The following is a 16,973-nucleotide window of genomic DNA, read 5'->3' on the forward strand; positions in this document are numbered from 1 at the left end:
CTGCCACCATCGGCGCCGTGCCGCGCTGGGAGGACCCCCCGCTCATCGGCCGGGCCGCGGAACTGGCCCGGCTGATGACGCACGTCGACCAGGCGGTCGAGGGGCGTCCGTCGGCCGTCCTGGTGGCCGGTGACGCCGGGGTCGGCAAGACCCGGCTGCTGGACGAGCTGAGCCGCCAGGCCACCGGGCGCGGTGCACGGGTGCTCACCGGGCACTGCGTGGACCTCGGCGACGTGGGCCTGCCGTACCTGCCCTTCGTCGACCTGCTGCGGCCGGTCGTCGCCGACCCGGAGCTGGCGGCGCTGCTGGCCCGGCACCCGGTGCTGGCCGGCCCGCTCACCGGTGGGCCGGGTGCCGTGGCGCCCGACAGCGCCGCGGCCGAGCTGGGCCGGTCTCTGCCGCCGTCGGTGCTCCGCCCACCGGACGACGACGGCCGCCTCCAGCTGTTCGAGTCGGTGGCCGCCCTGCTCGGTGAGCTGGCCACCCGGCAGCCACTGCTCGTGGTGCTGGAGGACCTGCACTGGGCCGACCGGTCCAGCCGGGACCTGTTGCGCTACCTGCTGGCCCGGCTGGTCGACCGGCAGGTCGGCGAACCGGTCACCGTCGTCGCCTCCTACCGCGCCGACGACCTGCACCGCCGGCACCCGCTGCGTCCGCTCCTCGCCGAGCTGGTCCGGCTCCCCGGCGTCGAGCGGCTGCAGCTCGACCCGCTGCCGGATCTCGACGTGGAGCAGCTGGTCCGCCGGCTGGCCGCCGGCTCCGGGGGGACGTCCGCGGCGACCGTCGAGGACGTCGTCGCCCGGGCGGAGGGCAACGCCTTCTACGCCGAGGAGCTGGTCGCCGCGGGGCGGACCGGTGAGGTCCTCCCGGGTGGGCTGTCCGACGTCCTGCTGGCCCGGGTCGAGCAGGTGAGCCCGGCCGCTCAGCAGGTGCTGCGGGTGGCCGCCGTCGCCGGTCGCCAGGTGCGGCACGAGCTGGTCGCCGCCGTCTCCTGGAAGAGCCCGGAGGAGACGGAGCAGGCGCTGACCGAGGCGGTGCACCACCACCTGCTGGTGGTCTCCGACGACGGCCGTTACCGGTTCCGGCACGCCCTGCTGCGGGAGGCGGTGCTGGCCGACCTGCTGCCCGGGGAGCGGGTGCGGCTGCACGCCGCCGTCGCCGCGCACCTGGCCACCCAGCCGGAGGCGGGGACGGCCGCCGAGCGGGCCCACCACCTGCGGGAGAGCAACGACCTCCCCGGTGCGCTCGGCGCGTCCCTGGAGGCGGCGGACGCCGCCCGCCGGGTGGGCGCACCGGCCGAGCAGTTGCAGCACCTGGAGGCGGTGCTCGCGCTGTGGACTGCGGTGCCCCAGGCGGCCGAGCGCGCCGGGCGCCCGCAGTGGGCGGTGCTGCTGGACACCGCGGCGGCGGCCCGCGCGGTCGGTGACCTGCACCGGGCCGTGGCGCTGCTGCGCTCGGCCCAGGAACTGCTGGGCACCGACGGCGATCCGGAGGCGCGGGCCCGGGTGCACTACACCCTGGCCCAGGTGCTCGGCCGGATCGAGGAGGCGACGGACGCCCACCGGGAGAGCAGCGCGGCGATGCAGCTGGTGCCGGCCCAGCCGCCCTCGGTGGTGCGCACCTGGGCGGCGGCGACCCATGCCCGCACCAGCTACAGCCTGGGGCTGGTGGCCGAGGCGGACGCGGCCGCGGAGGAGGCGCTGGCCGCGGCCGACGCCCTCGGCCTGGACAGCGCGTGGGCCGACACCGCCGTCTCGCTGGCGCGGGGATCCGGCACCGGCGACCGGGCCGCGGTCCGGGCCCGGTTCGCGGAGGCCCGGGCGCGGGCGCAGCGGTCCGGCGACGCCGACGTCGAGATGCGGGTGTGGTTCAGCCAGGCGATCACCGCGCACGACGCCGGGGAGGTCGGGGAGGCGCTGCAGCTCGCCACCGCCGGGCTGGCCCGGGCCCGGGCGCTGGGCGTCGAGTGGTCGTTCTACGGCGCCGAGCTGCGGCACCTGGAGGTGCTGGCCCGGTACGTCCTCGGCGACTGGGACGGCAGCCTGGCCGCGGCCGACGCGCTGGCCCGCGTGCCCGACATGGCCGCCCACGTGCGCGCCGACGGGCTGCTGGTGCTGGTCGGTCGGGGCGACCCGCGGGCCGCGGAACGGCTGGGCTGGGCGCAGGGCCCGGCCGCCCGCTGGGACAACCACGTGCTGCTGATGCTGGCCACGGTGGCGGCGGAGATCGAGCTGGCCGGCCAGGCCGGGGATGCGGCGACGGCGGGAGAGCGGGCCCGCTGGGCCGATCGCCGGCTGCGTGAGCTGTGGGGGGAGGAGCGGCTCGCCTCGGTGCGGCTGGTGGCCACCGCGCTGGCGGCGGTCGCCGACGCGGCCACCTCGGCCCGCCGGGCCGGGGACGAGGCGGCCGTGGCCCGCTGGGTGGCCGAGGCCGCGGAGCTCGCCGACCTCGGCCGGTCGGCGGCCGAGGTGCAGTACCCGACCGGGATCGAGGCGCGCGCCTGGGGCACGCGGCTCGCGGCCGAACTGGCCCGGGTGCGCGGCGAGTCCGCGGTGGAGCTCTGGCGGCAGGCGGTCGCGGAGTTCGGCTACGGGCACGTGTACGAGCAGGCCCGATCCCGGTTCCGGCTGGCCGAGGCGCTGCTCGCCGCCGACGACCGGCCTGCCGCGGCGGCCGAGCTGGCGGCCGCGCACGAGGTGGCCGGTCAGCTGGCGGCGGTGCCGCTGCGGACGGCGATCGAGGCGCTGGCCCGCCGGGGACGGCTGGAGCTCCCCGGGGTGCCGACGGCAGTGACCACCGTCCTCACCCCGCGCGAGACGGAGGTGTTGGCGCTGGTCGCCCAGGGCCGCACCAACCGGCAGATCGGCGCGGAGCTGTTCATCAGCGAGAAGACCGCCAGCGTGCACGTCAGCAACATCCTGGCCAAGCTCGGCGCCTCCGGCCGCACCGAGGCGGTCGCCCTCGCCGCCGCCCGCGGCCTGCTCACCTGACCCGGGCGGCCGTGTCGCTCAGCGAGGCACTGCCGCCGAGGACGTCGTCCTGCTGGTGAACCGGGCGCGGAGCCGCTCGACCCACTCGTCGAGCACGTTCGTGCGGTCGGCGGGACCCGCGGGCGCAGCCGGCATCAGCAGCCAGAGCACCAGGTAGAGCGCCACCCCCGAGCCACCGGCCAGCGTGAGCGCGGCGAAGCCCGCCCGCCACAGCAGTACGTCGATCCCGGTGTGCCGGGCCAGCCCGCCGGAGACGCCGCCGAGCCAGAGGTCGGTGCGGCTGCGCCGCAACGGCGGGCGGACGGTCTCGGTCCGCGGGGTCTCGGTCCGCGGGGTCTCGGTCTGGACGGTCTCGGTGTGCGCGGTCTCGGTCATGACGCGAGCCTGCGCCCAGCGGCGTCCAGGCGGCATCGGGGAAGACCCGGATCCGTCCCTGGTCTTGCGCTGAACCGTCAGTCGGGGTGCGGGCCGGTTGAGTGCGCAGTTGTGGTCGTCGACACGGGTCGACACGCCCTGCCGAGCGACCACAACTCCCCAGTCGATGCGGGGACCGCCCCTCAGAGCATGGTGCGGAGGCGCTCGCGGCGGGCGCGGAGGACGTCGACCGACGCCGAGGCCGAGGGCGGTCCGGGCACCGACTGGCGCAGTTGGGTGTGCACCACGGCCTGCGGCTGGGACGTCTTCGCGGCGACGCGGTTGACCAGCCGGTTGATCTCCCGGCGGAGCTCCGTGGCGTCGCGCCAGGAGCGGCCGACCTCCTCCTCCTCCGGGTGGTCCTCGACGACCATGAAGTCGTCGTCCCCCCGGGCGTGCGAGGCGGCGATCCGGATCCGCAGCTCGTCGTCCCGCTTGGACAGCAGCTCGGCGGTCTGCGCCGGGGTGAGCAGCCCGGGGATGCCCAGGAAGTCCTCCGCGTCGGCCTCCAGCGGCACGACCGCGGGGGAGCCCTCGCCGGTGTGCGCCGTCCCGCTGGACAGCACGTGCGCGAACCGGGCGTCGGCCTCCAGCGCCTCCCACTGCTTCATCTCGCCCTCGCGCGGTTCCCGCGGCGGCAGGTCGAGCGCCTCCAGCTCCTCGTCGGGCTGGCTCTTCGGCGGCGGCATGACGTGGTTGCGCTGCTCCTCCATCGACGCGGCCAGCGACAGCAGCGGGCGCACGGCAGGGAGGAAGACGGTCGCCGACTCGTGCGGCGCCCGGGCGCGCACGACGCGGCCGACGGCCTGCGCGAAGAACAGCGGCGTCCGGTAGGAGGTCATCCAGGCCAGGACGGCGGCGCGCGGGACGTCGACGCCCTCGGAGACCATCCGCACGCAGACCGCGATCCGGGCGCCGCCCTTGTTGAACTTCTCGATCTTCTTCGACGCCTTGGGGTCGTCGGAGAGGATCAGCTCCGGCGCCTTGCCGGTCACCCGGCGCACGATCTTGGCGTACTCGCGGGCGTCGTCCTGGTCGCTGGCCAGCACCAGCCCGGCGGCGTCGGGCATGCCGCCCTCCTCGCGGAGGTGGGTGATCCGGTCGTCCATCGCGGCGATCACGTGCGGCACCCACTGGCCCTTGGGGTCCAGCGCGGTGCGCCACGCCTGCATCTCCACCGAGCGGGTGCCGGCTTCGCTCAGCGACGCGGCGACGACCTCGCCGGCGGAGTTCCGCCAGCGCGAGGTGCCGGTGTAGGCGGCGAAGACGACCGGCCGGACGACCGCGTCGGCCAGCGCCTCCTTGTAGCCGTAGGTGAAGTCGGCCGTCGACATCAGGCCGCCCTGGCCCTCGAAGCCGTCCTCCACGTACTTCACGAAGGGGATGCGCTCATCGGCCTTGGTGCGGAACGGCGTCCCGGTCAGGCAGAGCCGGCGGGCCGCCCGGCCGTAGGCCTCCTCGACCGCCTCACCCCAGGACAGGCCGTCACCGGCGTGGTGCACCTCGTCCAGGATGACCAGCGTCTTGACCGTGGTCGCCCGCGCCGCGTGCAGCATCGGCTTGCCGGCGACCTGGGCGTAGGTGGTCACGTAGCCCTGCGTGCCGGCGCGCACCGGGCCGACGGCGTTGGTCAGGTTCGGGTCGAGCACGATGCCCATGGCATCGGCGGCGTCGGCCCACTGCATGCGCAGGTGGTCGGTCGGGCAGACCACGATCACCCGGGCGATCTCGCGCCGGGACAGCAGCCGGGCAGCCAGGGTCAGCGCGAACGTGGTCTTCCCGGCACCCGGGGTCGCGGTGACCAGGAAGTCCTTCGGGGACTCCTCCTCGTACTTGCCGAGGGCCGCCTGCTGCCAGGCCCGGAGCGGTCGGCTGTTCGTCTGCGGGGCCCGGGCCGCCGCCTCTGTCGCAGTCGCCATGTCGGGACCCATTCTGGTCGGCGGGGGAGCAACACGCCCAACCGGGTGCCTCCGGCGCGCCCCTTCCGGCAGGGCGTATGGGGCCGGGTCGGCACGCCGCTGAGCTGGGTGTTCGCCGTCCGGTCGCGCTGACTGTGGGCCTCGTCATGCTCGGGCCGGACCGGCCCGTCACGCCCCGCCGGCCCCGTCCCTCCCAGCCGCCCCGGCGGTCGCTGGGAGACTCCGCCGGTGCCTGATCGGACCGACCTGTCCCTGTCCTGGCTGACCTGTCCCGAGGCGGCGACGGAGGAGCTGCGGGCCGAGCTGACGGCGTGCTGGCGGGACGTCGCCAACGCCGGGGGAGCGGTCGGGTTCGCCCAGCAGCTGCCGGTCACCGACGACGTCGTCCGCCCGGCGGTGGACGACACCCTGACCGGGCTCGGCGCCGGCCGGCTGCTGGTCGCCCGCCGGGGCGGCGACCTCGCCGGCTGGCTGCTGCTCACCACCAACGCCGACCCGGTACGCGCCCACTGGGGCCGGGTGACCCGGGTGATGACCGCGCTGTCCGCTCGGGGCAGCGGTGCGGGGCGGGCCCTGATGACCGAGCTCGCCCGGGCCGCCCGCGAGGACCGCGGCCTCGACCTGCTGCGGCTGGAGGTGCGGGGCGGGACCGGGTACGAGGCCTTTTACGCCCGGTTCGGCTGGCAGGTGGTCGGCCGCTGGCCCGGCGCACTGGCGGTTGCCCCGGACGACCGGCGCGACGAGTTGCTCATGTCCCTGACGCTGACGGAGACGCACGGCGCGTCGTAAGGTGAGGGTGGCCCCTTGACCAGGAGGCCCCTCGGCGCGGATCCGGGCGGGACACCCCCCGCCCCCCAGCGCCGCCTTCCCCTCGCTGCGCCCTCCCTTGCGCCATGCCTCCTGGAGCCCTCGTGTCTGCTGCCGTCCTCGCCCCGCCCGTCCCTGCGCTCGCCCAGCGGCTGACCGGGGTCGCGAGTTCCCCGGTCCGCGAGCTGCTCGCCCTGCTCGACCGGCCGCAGGTCATCTCCTTCGCCGGGGGGCTGCCGGCCCCCGAGCTGTTCGACCTGGACGGCGTCCGCGCCGCCTACGACGCCGTGCTCTGGAGCCCGCGCGCCCGCCGCGCCCTGCAGTACGCCCCGACCGAGGGCGACCGCGACCTGCGGGCCCGGGTCGCCGGCCGGCTGACCGCGCGCGGGATGTTCAGCTCCGTCGACGACCTGCTGGTCACCTCGGGCTCGCAGCAGGCCCTCACCCTGCTGGCGACCGCGCTGGTCGACCCCGGGGCGGTCGTGCTGGTCGAGGACCCGACGTACCTGGCTGCGCTGCAGTGCTTCCAGCTGGCCGGTGCCCGGGTCGTCCCGGTGGCCACCGACGGGGACGGCATCGACCCGGAGGCGCTGGAGGAGGCGATCCGGCGGGAGCGGCCGGCGCTGGTCTACCTGGTCCCGACGTTCGCCAACCCGACCGGCCGGACCATGCCCGCCGACCGCCGGGCCGAGGTCGTCGCGCTCACCGAGCGGCACGGGGTCTGGCTGGTCGAGGACGACCCCTACGGGGAGCTGCGCTACCGGGGTGCCGACGTCGCACCGCTGGCCGCGCAGGCGGGCGCCGACGGCCATGTCGTCCACGTCGGCAGCTTCTCCAAGATCGCCGCCCCCGGCCTGCGGCTGGGCTGGCTGCGTGCGCCGTCCCGGCTGCTGCCGGCGCTGACCGTCGCCAAGCAGGCGGCCGACCTGCACACCTCGACGATCGACCAGGCGGCCGCGGCGGCGTGGTTCGGCACGGCTGACGTCGAGACCCACCTCGCCCGGCTGCGGACGGCCTACCGGCGGCGGCGGGACGCGATGGTCGACGCGCTGCCGGCGGCCCTGCCGGCCGGCAGCACCTGGACCGAGCCGGACGGCGGCATGTTCGTCTGGGTCCGGCTGCCCCGCGGCGTGGACACCGCCGAGCTGCTGCCCCGGGCGCTCGCCGCCGACGTCGCCTTCGTGCCGGGCGCGGCGTTCTACGCCGGCATCCCCGACCGAGCCACGCTGCGGCTGTCGTTCACCACGCACACCCCCGAGCGGATCGCCGAGGGCATGGCCCGGCTGGGCACCGTCCTGCGCGGCTGCTGAGGCCTCGCGGCCGACGAGGAACGCCCCGTCGCTGGGTCCCCGGACGGGGTCCCGGCAACGGGGCGTTCCTCGATGCGGCCCCCTCGCTGGGGAGCGAGGGGGTCCTTGCTCAGTCGGCGGGCTCGTCGACCCAGTCGGGGCCGTTGACCTCGCCGGGGCCGGCCAGGTCGGCGGCGTCCACGATCGTGTACGCGTAGCCCTGCTCGGCGAGGAAGCGCTGCCGGTGGGCGGCGTACTCGCTGTCCAGGGTGTCCCGGCTGACCACGGTGTAGAAGTGCGCCTGGCGGCCGTCGGCCTTGGGGCGCAGCACCCGGCCCAGCCGCTGGGCCTCCTCCTGGCGGGAGCCGAACGTGCCCGACACCTGCACGGCGACCGCGGCCTCGGGGAGGTCGATGGAGAAGTTGGCGACCTTGGAGACGACGAGGGTGCGGATCTCGCCGGTGCGGAAGGCCTGGAACAGCCGCTCCCGCTCCTTGTTCGACGTCGAGCCCTGGATCACCGGGGCGTCGAGGGCGGCGCCCAGCTCCTCCAGCTGGTCCAGGTAGGCGCCGATCACCAGGGACGGCTCGTCGGGGTGCCGCTCCAGCACCCGGCGGATCACCGGCAGCTTCGACTGCGCGGTCGCCGCGATCCGGTACCGCTCCTCGGGCTCGGCGACGGCGTAGGTCATCCGCTCCTCGTCGTCCAGGCTGACCCGGACCTCGACGCACTCGGCCGGCGCGATGTGCCCCTGCGCCTCGATGTCCCGCCACGGGGCGTCGTAGCGCTTGGGCCCGATCAGGGAGAAGACGTCGTCCTCGCGCCCGTCCTCCCGCACCAGCGTCGCGGTCAGACCCAGCCGGCGACGCGACTGCAGGTCGGCGGTGAGCCGGAAGATCGGCGCCGGGAGCAGGTGCACCTCGTCGTAGACGATGAGGCCCCAGTCCTGGGCGTCGAACAGGTCCAGGTGCCGGTACTCGCCCTTCCGGCGGGTGGTGATCACCTGGTAGGTCGCGATGGTGACCGGCCGGATCTCCTTGCGCTCCCCGGAGTACTCGCCGATCTCCTCCTCGGTCAGCGTGGTGCGGGCGATCAGCTCGCGCTTCCACTGCCGCCCGGAGACGGTGTTGGTGACCAGGATCAGCGTGGTCGCCTTCGCCTCGGCCATCGCCGCGGCGCCGACCAGCGTCTTCCCGGCACCACAGGGCAGCACGACGACGCCCGAGCCGCCGGCCCAGAAGCCGTCCACGGCCTGCTGCTGGTAGTCGCGCAGGTGCCAGTCGGACTGGTCGAGCTCGATCGGGTGGGCCTGCCCGTCGACGTAGCCGGCGAGGTCCTCGGCCGGCCAGCCGATCTTCAGCAGCGCCTGCTTGAGCCGGCCGCGTTCGGAGGGGTGCACGACCACCGAGTCGGCGTCGATGCGGGCGCCGAGCATCGGGGCCACCCGCTTGCTGCGGACGACCTCCTCCAGCACGGCCTTGTCGGTGCTGGTCAGGGTCAGCCCGTGCACCGGGTGGTTGGCCAGGGTGAGCCGGCCGTAGCGGTCCATCGTGTCGGCGATGTCGACGAGCAGGGCGTGCGGCACCGGGTAGCGCGAGTACCGGACCAGCGCGTCGACGACCTGCTCGGCGTCGTGGCCCGCGGCGCGCGCGTTCCACAGCGCCAGCGGGGTGACCCGGTAGGTGTGCACGTGCTCGGGGGAGCGCTCCAGCTCGGCGAACGGGGCGATCGCCGCCCGGCACTCCTTGGACGACGGGTGGTCGACCTCGAGCAGCAGGGTCTTGTCCGACTGGACGATCAGGGGGCCGTCACTCACTTGAGCTCCTCGCTGGCGCTCGTCGTCCGCGTTCGCGGCACTGCTGTGCTTGTCGCTGAGCTCGCGAGCTCGCTCACGGGTGCGCATCCTCTGTTCGGGGGCTCCGGCGCAGACGTGCGCGCCGGACTGTCCACGGTAACGCCGGAGGACGAGGTCCCCTTCCGCGCCGGGATGTGGGCCGCATTGCACGCTCTCCGGGTCCTTCGCACGCGGTGCAGCACGTGCAGAGCGCACGGAGAGCGTGCGATCCGCCCCGGTCAGACCCAGGCGGTGCGTCGCAGCGGCGGCTGGTCGCCGCCGGTCTTCTGCAGCAGCACCTGGTTGACGCCCATGTCGCCGGCCTCGAAGGCGAGCGCGCAGGCGGCCATGTAGAGCCGCCACACCCGGGCCCGGCCCTCGCTGGAGGCGGCGACGGCGGCGTGCCAGTTCTGCTCCAGCAGCTGCACCCAGGCCCGCAGGGTGAGCGCGTAGTGCTGGCGCAGCGCCTCGACGTCGAGCACCTCGAGGTCCGGCGACTCCAGCAGGCCCACCGTCTCGCCCAGCCCCAGCAGCTCCCCGTCGGGGAAGACGTAGCGGGCGATGAAGGTGTCCGGGTCGGGGGTGGTCGTGCCGGCGTTCCAGTTGATCGCGTGGTTGAGCAGCCGGCCGCCCGGGCGCAGCAGCGCACTCAGCGTCGCGACGTACTCGGGCATCTGTGCCCGGCCGACGTGCTCGGCCATGCCGATCGAGCTGATCGCGTCGAACGGCTCGTCGTCCACGGCCCGGTAGTCCTGCACCCGGATGTCGATCCGGTCGGTCAGGCCGGCCTCGGCGACCCGCTTGCGGGCCATCCGGGCCTGCTCCTCCGACAGGGTGATCCCCACGACGTCGACGCCGTACCGCTGTGCGGCGTGGATGGCCATCGAGCCCCACCCGCAGCCGACGTCGAGCAGCCGCGACCCCGGCGTCAGGCCGAGCTTGCGGCAGATGAGGTCGAGCTTGGCCTCCTGGGCGGCGTCCAGGCCGGTCTCCGGGGTCTCCCAGACGGCGCAGGAGTAGACCATCGAGGGGCCCAGGACGAGGGAGTAGAAGTCGTTGCCCACGTCGTAGTGGTGGGAGATCGCCGCCGCGTCACGGGCCCGGGAGTGGCGCCGGCCGGCCCGACCCAGGTCGATCTCCTCGGCCGGCGGCGCCGGCTCGGGGCCGATGGCGCCCAGCTGCAGCGCGGCGCCGAGCAGCCGGAGCCGCTCGCGCCAGGTCGGCGGGGCCATCGGGCCGGTCTCGGCCAGCCGGCCGGCCGAGCGCAGGGCGGCGAAGGTGGCGAAGACGTCGCCCTCGATGTCGATGTCCCCGCCGACGTAGCCGCGGGCCAGGCCCAGCTGGCCGGGCGACCAGGCCAGCCGGCGCAGCGCCCGCCGGGAGCGGATCGCCAGCACCGGGGCACCGGGCGGCCCGGCCAGGGAGCCGTCCCACCCGCGCAGGCGCAGGGGTGGCTGCGTCGTCCCCAGCACCGCTCCCAGTGCCGCCGCCAGCCGATCGGCCACCGTTCGCTGCCTCGTCATCTCCGCGCTCCTCAACCCTGGCGGCAACCAGCGGAGGACCGGGATCTGCTGCCCGGCAGCTGGTTGCACACGCCAACCGATCCGCGCAACGCCGGGCGGATGCTTGATCATCCCGGACTCACCCGATCAAGGGAACAGAGATCAGGACGGCGCGGCGGCGTCCTCGGCATCGGCCAGGGCGACGGAGGTGATCCGGTGGACGGCGAAGGTGCGGCTCTCCCCGCGCCCCTCGTCGAACCCCTGCAGGAAGCCACCGGCCAGCGAGACCGGCTGGACCATCCGCTGGCTGCCGCTGCCCTGGGCGTCGACGTAGCCGAGCCAGACCGGCACGCCGTCGCGCACCGCCCGGCTCAGCAGCTCCAGCGTGCTCGCGGTCGTCACCCCGGGCACCTGACGCACCGGCTCGGTGCGGCGGGCGGCGAGGGCGCTGTCCCCGGCCCGGATCTCCCGCACGGTCGCCGCGACGTCGTCGGGTGCGAGCGGGCGGGGGGCGATCGCCGCAGCCGCGCCGGGACGGCGACCGGCCGCCCGCGGTGGGGCCTTCGGCCGGGTCAGCACCGCACCACCGGAGGACTCCCCGGCCGGTGCGTACCCCGCCGTCCGCAGCACGGTGAGCACCTCGTCGGCCCCGAGCCCGCTGACCAGCACCCCCGGGGCCAGCCGGCGCAGCTCCGCGCCCGCGGTCCGCCGGTCGCTGAGCACCTGGGAGACCAGGCCGTGGTCGTCGGAGCGGACGTAGCACTCGATCGCGCCCACCCGCAGCCGGCCGTGCTGGCGGGCCACGTCGTCGATCAGGAACTCCAGCGCCTGCGGCACCGGCGTGCGGGAGGCCCGGGTGAAGAAGTCGTGCAGCTCGCCGGCCGACCAGCCGGCGTCCAGCGCCCGCCGGATGCTGCCGTCGGAGACGCGGTAGACCGTGGCGCCGCCCGAGGACTCGACGTCGGCGACGACGGCGAGCGTGCCGGCCAGGTCGGCCACCAGTGGCCCGGGGGCGATCAGCGACAGGTCGGGCTGGGCGAGCACGTGGTCGACCGGGGCCGGCAGCAGCCCGCGCATCGCGTCGGCAGCGGCGTCCTCCCCGCCGGTGAGCAGGCCGCGCCCGCCGCTGCTGAGCACGCCGCCGACCAGCACCCCCAGGCGCTCGGCCTCGGCGAGCAGGTCGGGCACCGGAGCCAGCCGGTCGGCCCGCCGCGGGGTGCGCCAGCGCAGCAGCGCCACCAGCTCCGGTGAGGTGAGGCCCTGCCCGGGCGGGAACTCGGCCAGCACGCCCAGCGCCGAGCGCCGCAGCGTGGGCGCGGTCTGCCGGACGACGTCGGGGGAGAGCACGTTGACCGCCTTGCCGGCCGCGTCGCGCTGGCCCACCAGCGAGATCAGCCGGACGCTGGCCAGCCAGCCGGCGGCGAGCAGCGCCCACCGGTCGGCGAGGTCCTGCTCCCGCCACGCGTCGTACCCGCGGGTGGGCAGCCACTCGTCGCGCTGCGCGCCACCGACGTCCAGCAGGCCGGCGGCGTGCGCGACCTCGACCAGGAAGGCGAGGTCGGCCTCGCCGATGCGCAGCTCCTTGGCCAACCGCTTCTGGTCCCGCACGCCCAGCCCGCCGCTGCGCAGCAGCCCGGCCGGCTCCTCCTCCAGCGCGGTGAGCACGTCGTTCACCCGGCTGAGCACCTCGAGCACGGCACCTGCGGCCTGCCGGTCGGCGATCGCCGGGTCGCGCTCGCTGACCTCCGGCTCGGGCCGCAGCCGCGGCGGGCCGAGCGGGCGGTCGCCGCGCAGCGCCAGGCCGATCTCGCGGGGCAGCTCCACGTTCACCGCGTCGATCCGGGCCAGCAACCCGGCCTGCAGCAGCCGGCGGGCCGGGCTCAGCGACCCGGCGGTGGTGTCGGGGAGGTGGCCGACCGGGCGCTCGCCGGCCAGCCGATCGAGCACCGTGCGCTCGTCGGGGGCCAGGTCGGCCAGCGTGCCGGGCAGGTCGCGGGGGAGGGAGACCCGGAGGTCGGTGGCCCGGCGGCCGAGCCCGGCGGGGTAGCGGACCGCCCGGCGCACCGGCTCGGGCGCGTGCAGGTCGTCGTCGCCCCACAGCAACGCCCGGGTGGTCAGCGTCTCGACCGCGGCGTCGACCACCCCGGCCGGGACGTCGGGCAGCAGCCCGGGCAGCTCGGTGCGCGGGACGCCGTCGGTGGGGGAGAGCAGCAGCGCGTCCAGCACCTGCAGGGTCGCCGCGTCCAGCTCGTCGAGCGCACGGTCGACCGAGACGGGCACCGCGAGCCGGGTCGCCAGCCCCACCACGTCGGAGGGCGCCGGGCGTGCGACGTCGGGCCGGGCCACCAGGAGGGCGCCCAGCTGCTCGTCGGTGCGGGTGCGCAGCCAGGCGGCGAGCGTGGCGGGCTGGTCCGGGGGCATCCGCTCCACGCTACGTCGCGGGCCGGCGTGCCTGCTCGGGCGGCCGGGCTCTGTCACCATCCCGGGGTGCCCGCCCTCGACGACCCGCAGACCCGCACCGACCTGGCCGCGCTCCGGGCCGGCGCACTGCGCTGGCTGGTCGGTGGCGTGGTCGCCGTCGTCCTGGGGTGGCTGCTGGGGGCCGCCGTCGTCCGGATCACCGCCGACGGCGGTGCCCGGCCGCCGTTCGCCGGCCTGATGGCCGTGCTGCTCGTCGTGGGCGGGGTCGTCGTGGCCGTCATCGGGCTGGGCGCCTGGCTGCGCGCCCGCCGCTGGACCGCCGCCCTGGCCCGCGAGCCGTGGCAGCACGGGCGGTTGCGGATCGCCGGTCCGGCGCTGCTGCAGGTCGAGCCGGCCGGGTACGACGAGCTGACCGACGAGCCGCTGCGGATGCAGCTGGTGTCCACGGCAGTCTGGCGCACCCGGGCCGTGCAGCGGCTGGACGGTGCCGAGGTGCGCTACGCCGAGGCCTCCCCGCGGGAGTGGCTGCTGACCGCCGACAGCGCCGGCACGGTCTACGGCGCCCGGCGGGCCGACCGGCGGTGACCCCTCCCAGCGACACGGTGCCCCCGCGGCGTGCGTGAGTCGGGTGTCACACGGGAAGATGGCGGACGAGACACCCGGGCAGCACTCCCTGGCCCGGCAGAGCAACTGGAGGCGTCATGTCCAAGCGCAAGGCGAAGCACGCTCACCTGGTCGAGCCCACCTGGGGGCAGTCGGCCGGTGACGGTCCGCCGGTGACCGAGCTGGTCAGCGAGATGGCCGGTGGCCTCTCTCCGTTCGGTGAGGACCACGCCTTCCCGCTCCCGCCGGAGCGGCTGCGTTACGCCCACCCGGTGGACAAGCCGAACCGGGCCGGCCTGATGGCGGGCGAGGGCAGGTGACGGCGCCCGCGCTGCCGTCCTACAGCAGCGGCACCTCCACGGTGCCCCTGCTGGGCGACACGATCGGGGGCGACCTCGACCGGACGGCAGCGCGGGTGGGCGACCACGAGGCGCTCGTCGAGTGCGCCACGGGCCGGCGCTGGACCTATCCCGAGCTGGTCGCGGAGGTCGACGCCTGCGCGCTCGGCCTCGACGCCCTCGGCGTGCAGCAGGGCGACCGGGTCGGCATCTGGGCGCCGAACTGCGCCGAGTGGGTCTTCGTGCAGTACGGGACGGCGAAGCTCGGCGCCGTCCTGGTCAACATCAACCCCGCCTACCGCACCCACGAGCTGTCCTACGTGCTGCGCCAGTCGGGCGTCTCGGTCCTGGTGGCCGCGCCGGAGTTCAAGGGCAGCGACTACCGCGCGATGGTCGACGAGGTCCGCGCGGACTGCCCCGGGCTGCGCGAGGTCGTCTTCCTCGGTGACCCGCAGTGGCAGCAGCTGCTGGACACCGGCCGGGCGGGCGACCGCGCCCGGCTCGTCGAGCGGGCGGCGCAGCTCTCACCGGACGACCCGATCAACATCCAGTACACCTCCGGGACGACGGGGTTCCCCAAGGGCGCCACGCTCACCCACCACAACCTGCTCAACAACGGGTTCTTCGTCGGTGAGGGCTGCGGCTACACCGAGGCCGACCGGGTCTGCATCCCGGTGCCCTACTACCACTGCTTCGGCATGGGGATGGGCAACCTCGGTTGCACCTCGCACGGGGCGACGATGGTCATCCCGGCGCCCGGGTTCGACCCCGCGGCGACCCTGCGCGCGGTGCAGGAGGAGCGGTGCACCTCGCTCTACGGCGTCCCCACCATGTTCATCGCCGAGCTGGCGCTGCCGGACTTCGCCTCCTACGACCTGTCCAGCCTGCGCACCGGGATCATGGCCGGCTCGCCGTGCCCGGTCGAGGTGATGAAGCGGGTGGTCGACGAGATGGAGATGGCCGAGGTGACCATCTGCTACGGCATGACCGAGACCTCACCGGTCTCCACGCAGACCGGCGCCGACGACGACCTCGAGCGGCGGACGTCGACCGTCGGGCGGGTGCACCCGCACCTGGAGGTCAAGGTGGTCGACCCCCGGACCGGGCTGACCGTCCCGCGCGGGGAGTCCGGCGAGTTCTGCACCCGTGGGTACTCGGTGATGCTGGGCTACTGGGGCGAGCCGGAGAAGACCGCCGAGGTGCTGGACGCCGCCCGGTGGATGCACACCGGCGACCTCGCCGTGATGGACGACGCCGGCTACCTCAACATCGTCGGCCGGATCAAGGACATGGTCATCCGCGGCGGGGAGAACGTGTACCCGCGGGAGATCGAGGAGTTCCTCTTCACCCACGCCGACGTCGTCGAGGCCCAGGTGATCGGCGTCCCGGACGCACGGTTCGGTGAGGAGCTGATGGCCTGGGTGCGGCTGCGCCCCGGGGCGGAGCCACTCACCGCGGAGGGGCTGCGGGCCTTCTGCGCCGGCAAGCTGGCCCACTACAAGGTGCCCCGGTACGTGAAGGTCGTCGACGCGTTCCCGATGACGGTGACCGGCAAGGTGCGCAAGGTCGAGATGCGCCAGGTGTCGATCGAGGAGCTGGGTCTGCAGGCGGAAGCCGCGCACCGCTTCGCCTAGACCGCCGGCCTCCCGACCCGGAGAGCAGTGGCTGCGGGGTGGGCGAGCGCGGTTAACCTGGCCAGTGGGCGGCCCCTCGCGGCTGCCGAAGCCACCGGCCGCGACGGCCGGGACCCGGAACGACTGACTGAGGGATCGACGTGCCCAGCGGCAAGGTGAAGTGGTTCAACCCGGAGAAGGGCTTCGGCTTCCTGGCACACGACGGCGGGCCCGACGTGTTCGTGCACAAGGACGCGCTCCCCGCCGGCACCACCGAGCTCAAGCCCGGCCAGCGCGTGGAGTTCGGCATCGTCCAGGGCCGCCGGGGTGACCAGGCGCTGCAGGTGCAGGTGCTCGACCCGCTGCCGTCCGCGGTCGCCGGCGCCCGCAAGAAGCCCGACGACATGGTGCCGATCCTCGAGGACCTGATCAAGCTGCTGGACGACGTCTCCGAGGGCATGCGGCACGGGCGCCACCCCGACAAGCCGACGGCCCGCAAGGTCGCTGCGGTGCTCCGCGCGGTCGCCGCCGACCTCGACGCCTGACGAGCCCGCCGCCACTCGCCGGCTCGCAGCGGGGCCGTCAGCCGGTCGGGCTGGTGGTCGTCCCGGCGACGCCGTCGGCGCGGATGAACCCCACCGGCCAGGCACCGGACAACCCGGAGCAGGCGTCGGGGTCGGCGTCCTCCACGACCACCAGGTAGTAGGTCGGGGGCACGACGTCGGAGGTGTTGATCTCGTCGAACACGGTGGTGCCCGCCGGCACGTCGATCTCGCCGATCCGCTCCTCGAGCTGCTCGTCGAACACCTGGACGCTCCAGCCGGCATCGGCCACCACGTCGGGCACCTGCAGCACGATCTCGGTGTCCGGCGCGACCTCCACGTACGTGGGATCGGTCCGGTAGCGCTGCCCCTCCCCGTCCAGGCAGTACTGGGTCGGGTCGACGGTGATCTCGTCCCCTCCGGCCTGCACCGTGATCGAGGGGACGGCCTCGCCACCGCCGGGGTCCCGGCCGGCAGCGGCTCCGCCGGAGTCCCCGCACCCGGCGAGCAGCAGCACCCCGCTCAGCAGTGCCGTCCCCGATGCTCGTCCTGCGCCGTTCACGTCGTTGCCTCCTGATCGGCGGTGCGGATGACCCGGCGGTGCGGTCTGGACCCGGTGTCCCCGGCCGCCTCGTGCCGACCGCAGCCGCCGTCGGGCGCGCGCGGGGTGGGGGAGGCGGGCACGCGCCCATGGTGCCGCA

At 75.3% G+C, this 16,973-nt stretch carries 13 protein-coding genes; 7 read left to right on the plus strand and 6 right to left on the minus strand.

Annotation, left to right across the window (positions count from 1 at the left end; genetic code table 11):
* Positions 1 to 17: 17 nt before the first annotated feature.
* A complete protein-coding gene (locus O2W18_RS02590; RefSeq protein WP_269186010.1) occupies positions 18 to 2,990 on the plus strand; it encodes a helix-turn-helix transcriptional regulator in 2,973 nt (990 codons plus the stop codon).
* Positions 2,991 to 3,008: 18 nt separating this feature from the next.
* Here O2W18_RS02590 and O2W18_RS02595 read toward each other — a convergent pair whose 3' ends face one another.
* Positions 3,009 to 3,365 (minus strand): PspC domain-containing protein, encoded by a 357-nt coding sequence (locus O2W18_RS02595; protein ID WP_269186011.1) that lies wholly within the window; start codon positions 3,363 to 3,365, stop codon positions 3,009 to 3,011.
* A gap of 182 nt (positions 3,366 to 3,547) precedes the next feature.
* Positions 3,548 to 5,323, minus strand: coding sequence for a DEAD/DEAH box helicase (locus O2W18_RS02600; RefSeq protein ID WP_269186012.1), 1,776 nt, complete (start codon positions 5,321 to 5,323; stop codon positions 3,548 to 3,550).
* 228 nt (positions 5,324 to 5,551) lie between these two features.
* Between O2W18_RS02600 and O2W18_RS02605 the strand changes: the two genes are divergently transcribed.
* Both O2W18_RS02605 and O2W18_RS02610 read left to right on the plus strand, forming a co-directional pair.
* Positions 5,552 to 6,112 (plus strand): GNAT family N-acetyltransferase, encoded by a 561-nt coding sequence (locus tag O2W18_RS02605; RefSeq protein WP_269186013.1) that lies wholly within the window; start codon positions 5,552 to 5,554, stop codon positions 6,110 to 6,112.
* Positions 6,113 to 6,234: 122 nt separating this feature from the next.
* The gene (locus O2W18_RS02610) at positions 6,235 to 7,440 is read left to right on the plus strand and encodes an aminotransferase-like domain-containing protein (protein WP_269186014.1); all 1,206 of its coding nucleotides are present in this window, start codon (positions 6,235 to 6,237) and stop codon (positions 7,438 to 7,440) included.
* 109 nt (positions 7,441 to 7,549) lie between these two features.
* Here the strand turns inward: O2W18_RS02610 and O2W18_RS02615 are convergent, their stop codons facing one another.
* The 3 genes from O2W18_RS02615 to O2W18_RS02625 all read right to left on the minus strand — a co-directional run bounded on the left by O2W18_RS02615 (position 7,550) and on the right by O2W18_RS02625 (position 13,176).
* Positions 7,550 to 9,235: a DNA repair helicase XPB gene (locus O2W18_RS02615; RefSeq protein ID WP_269186015.1), complete on the minus strand. Its 1,686-nt coding sequence runs from the start codon at positions 9,233 to 9,235 to the stop codon at positions 7,550 to 7,552.
* A gap of 257 nt (positions 9,236 to 9,492) precedes the next feature.
* The gene (locus tag O2W18_RS02620; protein WP_269186016.1) at positions 9,493 to 10,776 is read right to left on the minus strand and encodes an SAM-dependent methyltransferase; all 1,284 of its coding nucleotides are present in this window, start codon (positions 10,774 to 10,776) and stop codon (positions 9,493 to 9,495) included.
* 141 nt (positions 10,777 to 10,917) lie between these two features.
* Entirely contained in the window at positions 10,918 to 13,176 is a 2,259-nt protein-coding gene (locus tag O2W18_RS02625; protein ID WP_269186017.1) for a helicase C-terminal domain-containing protein, read from the minus strand.
* Between the two features lie 66 nt (positions 13,177 to 13,242).
* Here O2W18_RS02625 and O2W18_RS02630 point away from each other — a divergent pair, with 66 nt between their 5' ends.
* The 4 genes from O2W18_RS02630 to O2W18_RS21675 all read left to right on the plus strand — a co-directional run bounded on the left by O2W18_RS02630 (position 13,243) and on the right by O2W18_RS21675 (position 16,275).
* Positions 13,243 to 13,761, plus strand: a complete 519-nt coding sequence (locus tag O2W18_RS02630) for a hypothetical protein (protein ID WP_269186018.1) — start codon at positions 13,243 to 13,245, stop codon at positions 13,759 to 13,761.
* 116 nt (positions 13,762 to 13,877) lie between these two features.
* Entirely contained in the window at positions 13,878 to 14,099 is a 222-nt protein-coding gene (locus O2W18_RS02635; protein WP_269186019.1) for a hypothetical protein, read from the plus strand.
* Positions 14,096 to 15,751, plus strand: coding sequence for an AMP-binding protein (locus tag O2W18_RS02640; protein WP_269186020.1), 1,656 nt, complete (start codon positions 14,096 to 14,098; stop codon positions 15,749 to 15,751). Before O2W18_RS02635 ends, O2W18_RS02640 begins: the two co-directional genes overlap by 4 nt.
* A gap of 140 nt (positions 15,752 to 15,891) precedes the next feature.
* Positions 15,892 to 16,275 carry a cold-shock protein gene (locus O2W18_RS21675; RefSeq protein ID WP_269186021.1) on the plus strand — a complete coding sequence of 128 codons (384 nt, stop codon included), beginning with the start codon at positions 15,892 to 15,894 and terminating at the stop codon, positions 16,273 to 16,275.
* A 37-nt stretch (positions 16,276 to 16,312) separates the two neighbouring features.
* On the opposite strand, the gene O2W18_RS02650 is transcribed toward O2W18_RS21675, so the two are convergent.
* The gene (locus tag O2W18_RS02650; RefSeq protein ID WP_269186022.1) at positions 16,313 to 16,834 is read right to left on the minus strand and encodes a DUF2771 family protein; all 522 of its coding nucleotides are present in this window, start codon (positions 16,832 to 16,834) and stop codon (positions 16,313 to 16,315) included.
* Positions 16,835 to 16,973 lie beyond the last annotated feature (139 nt).

The organism is Modestobacter sp. VKM Ac-2983 (assembly GCF_026967885.1).
Lineage (GTDB): Bacteria > Actinomycetota > Actinomycetes > Mycobacteriales > Geodermatophilaceae > Modestobacter.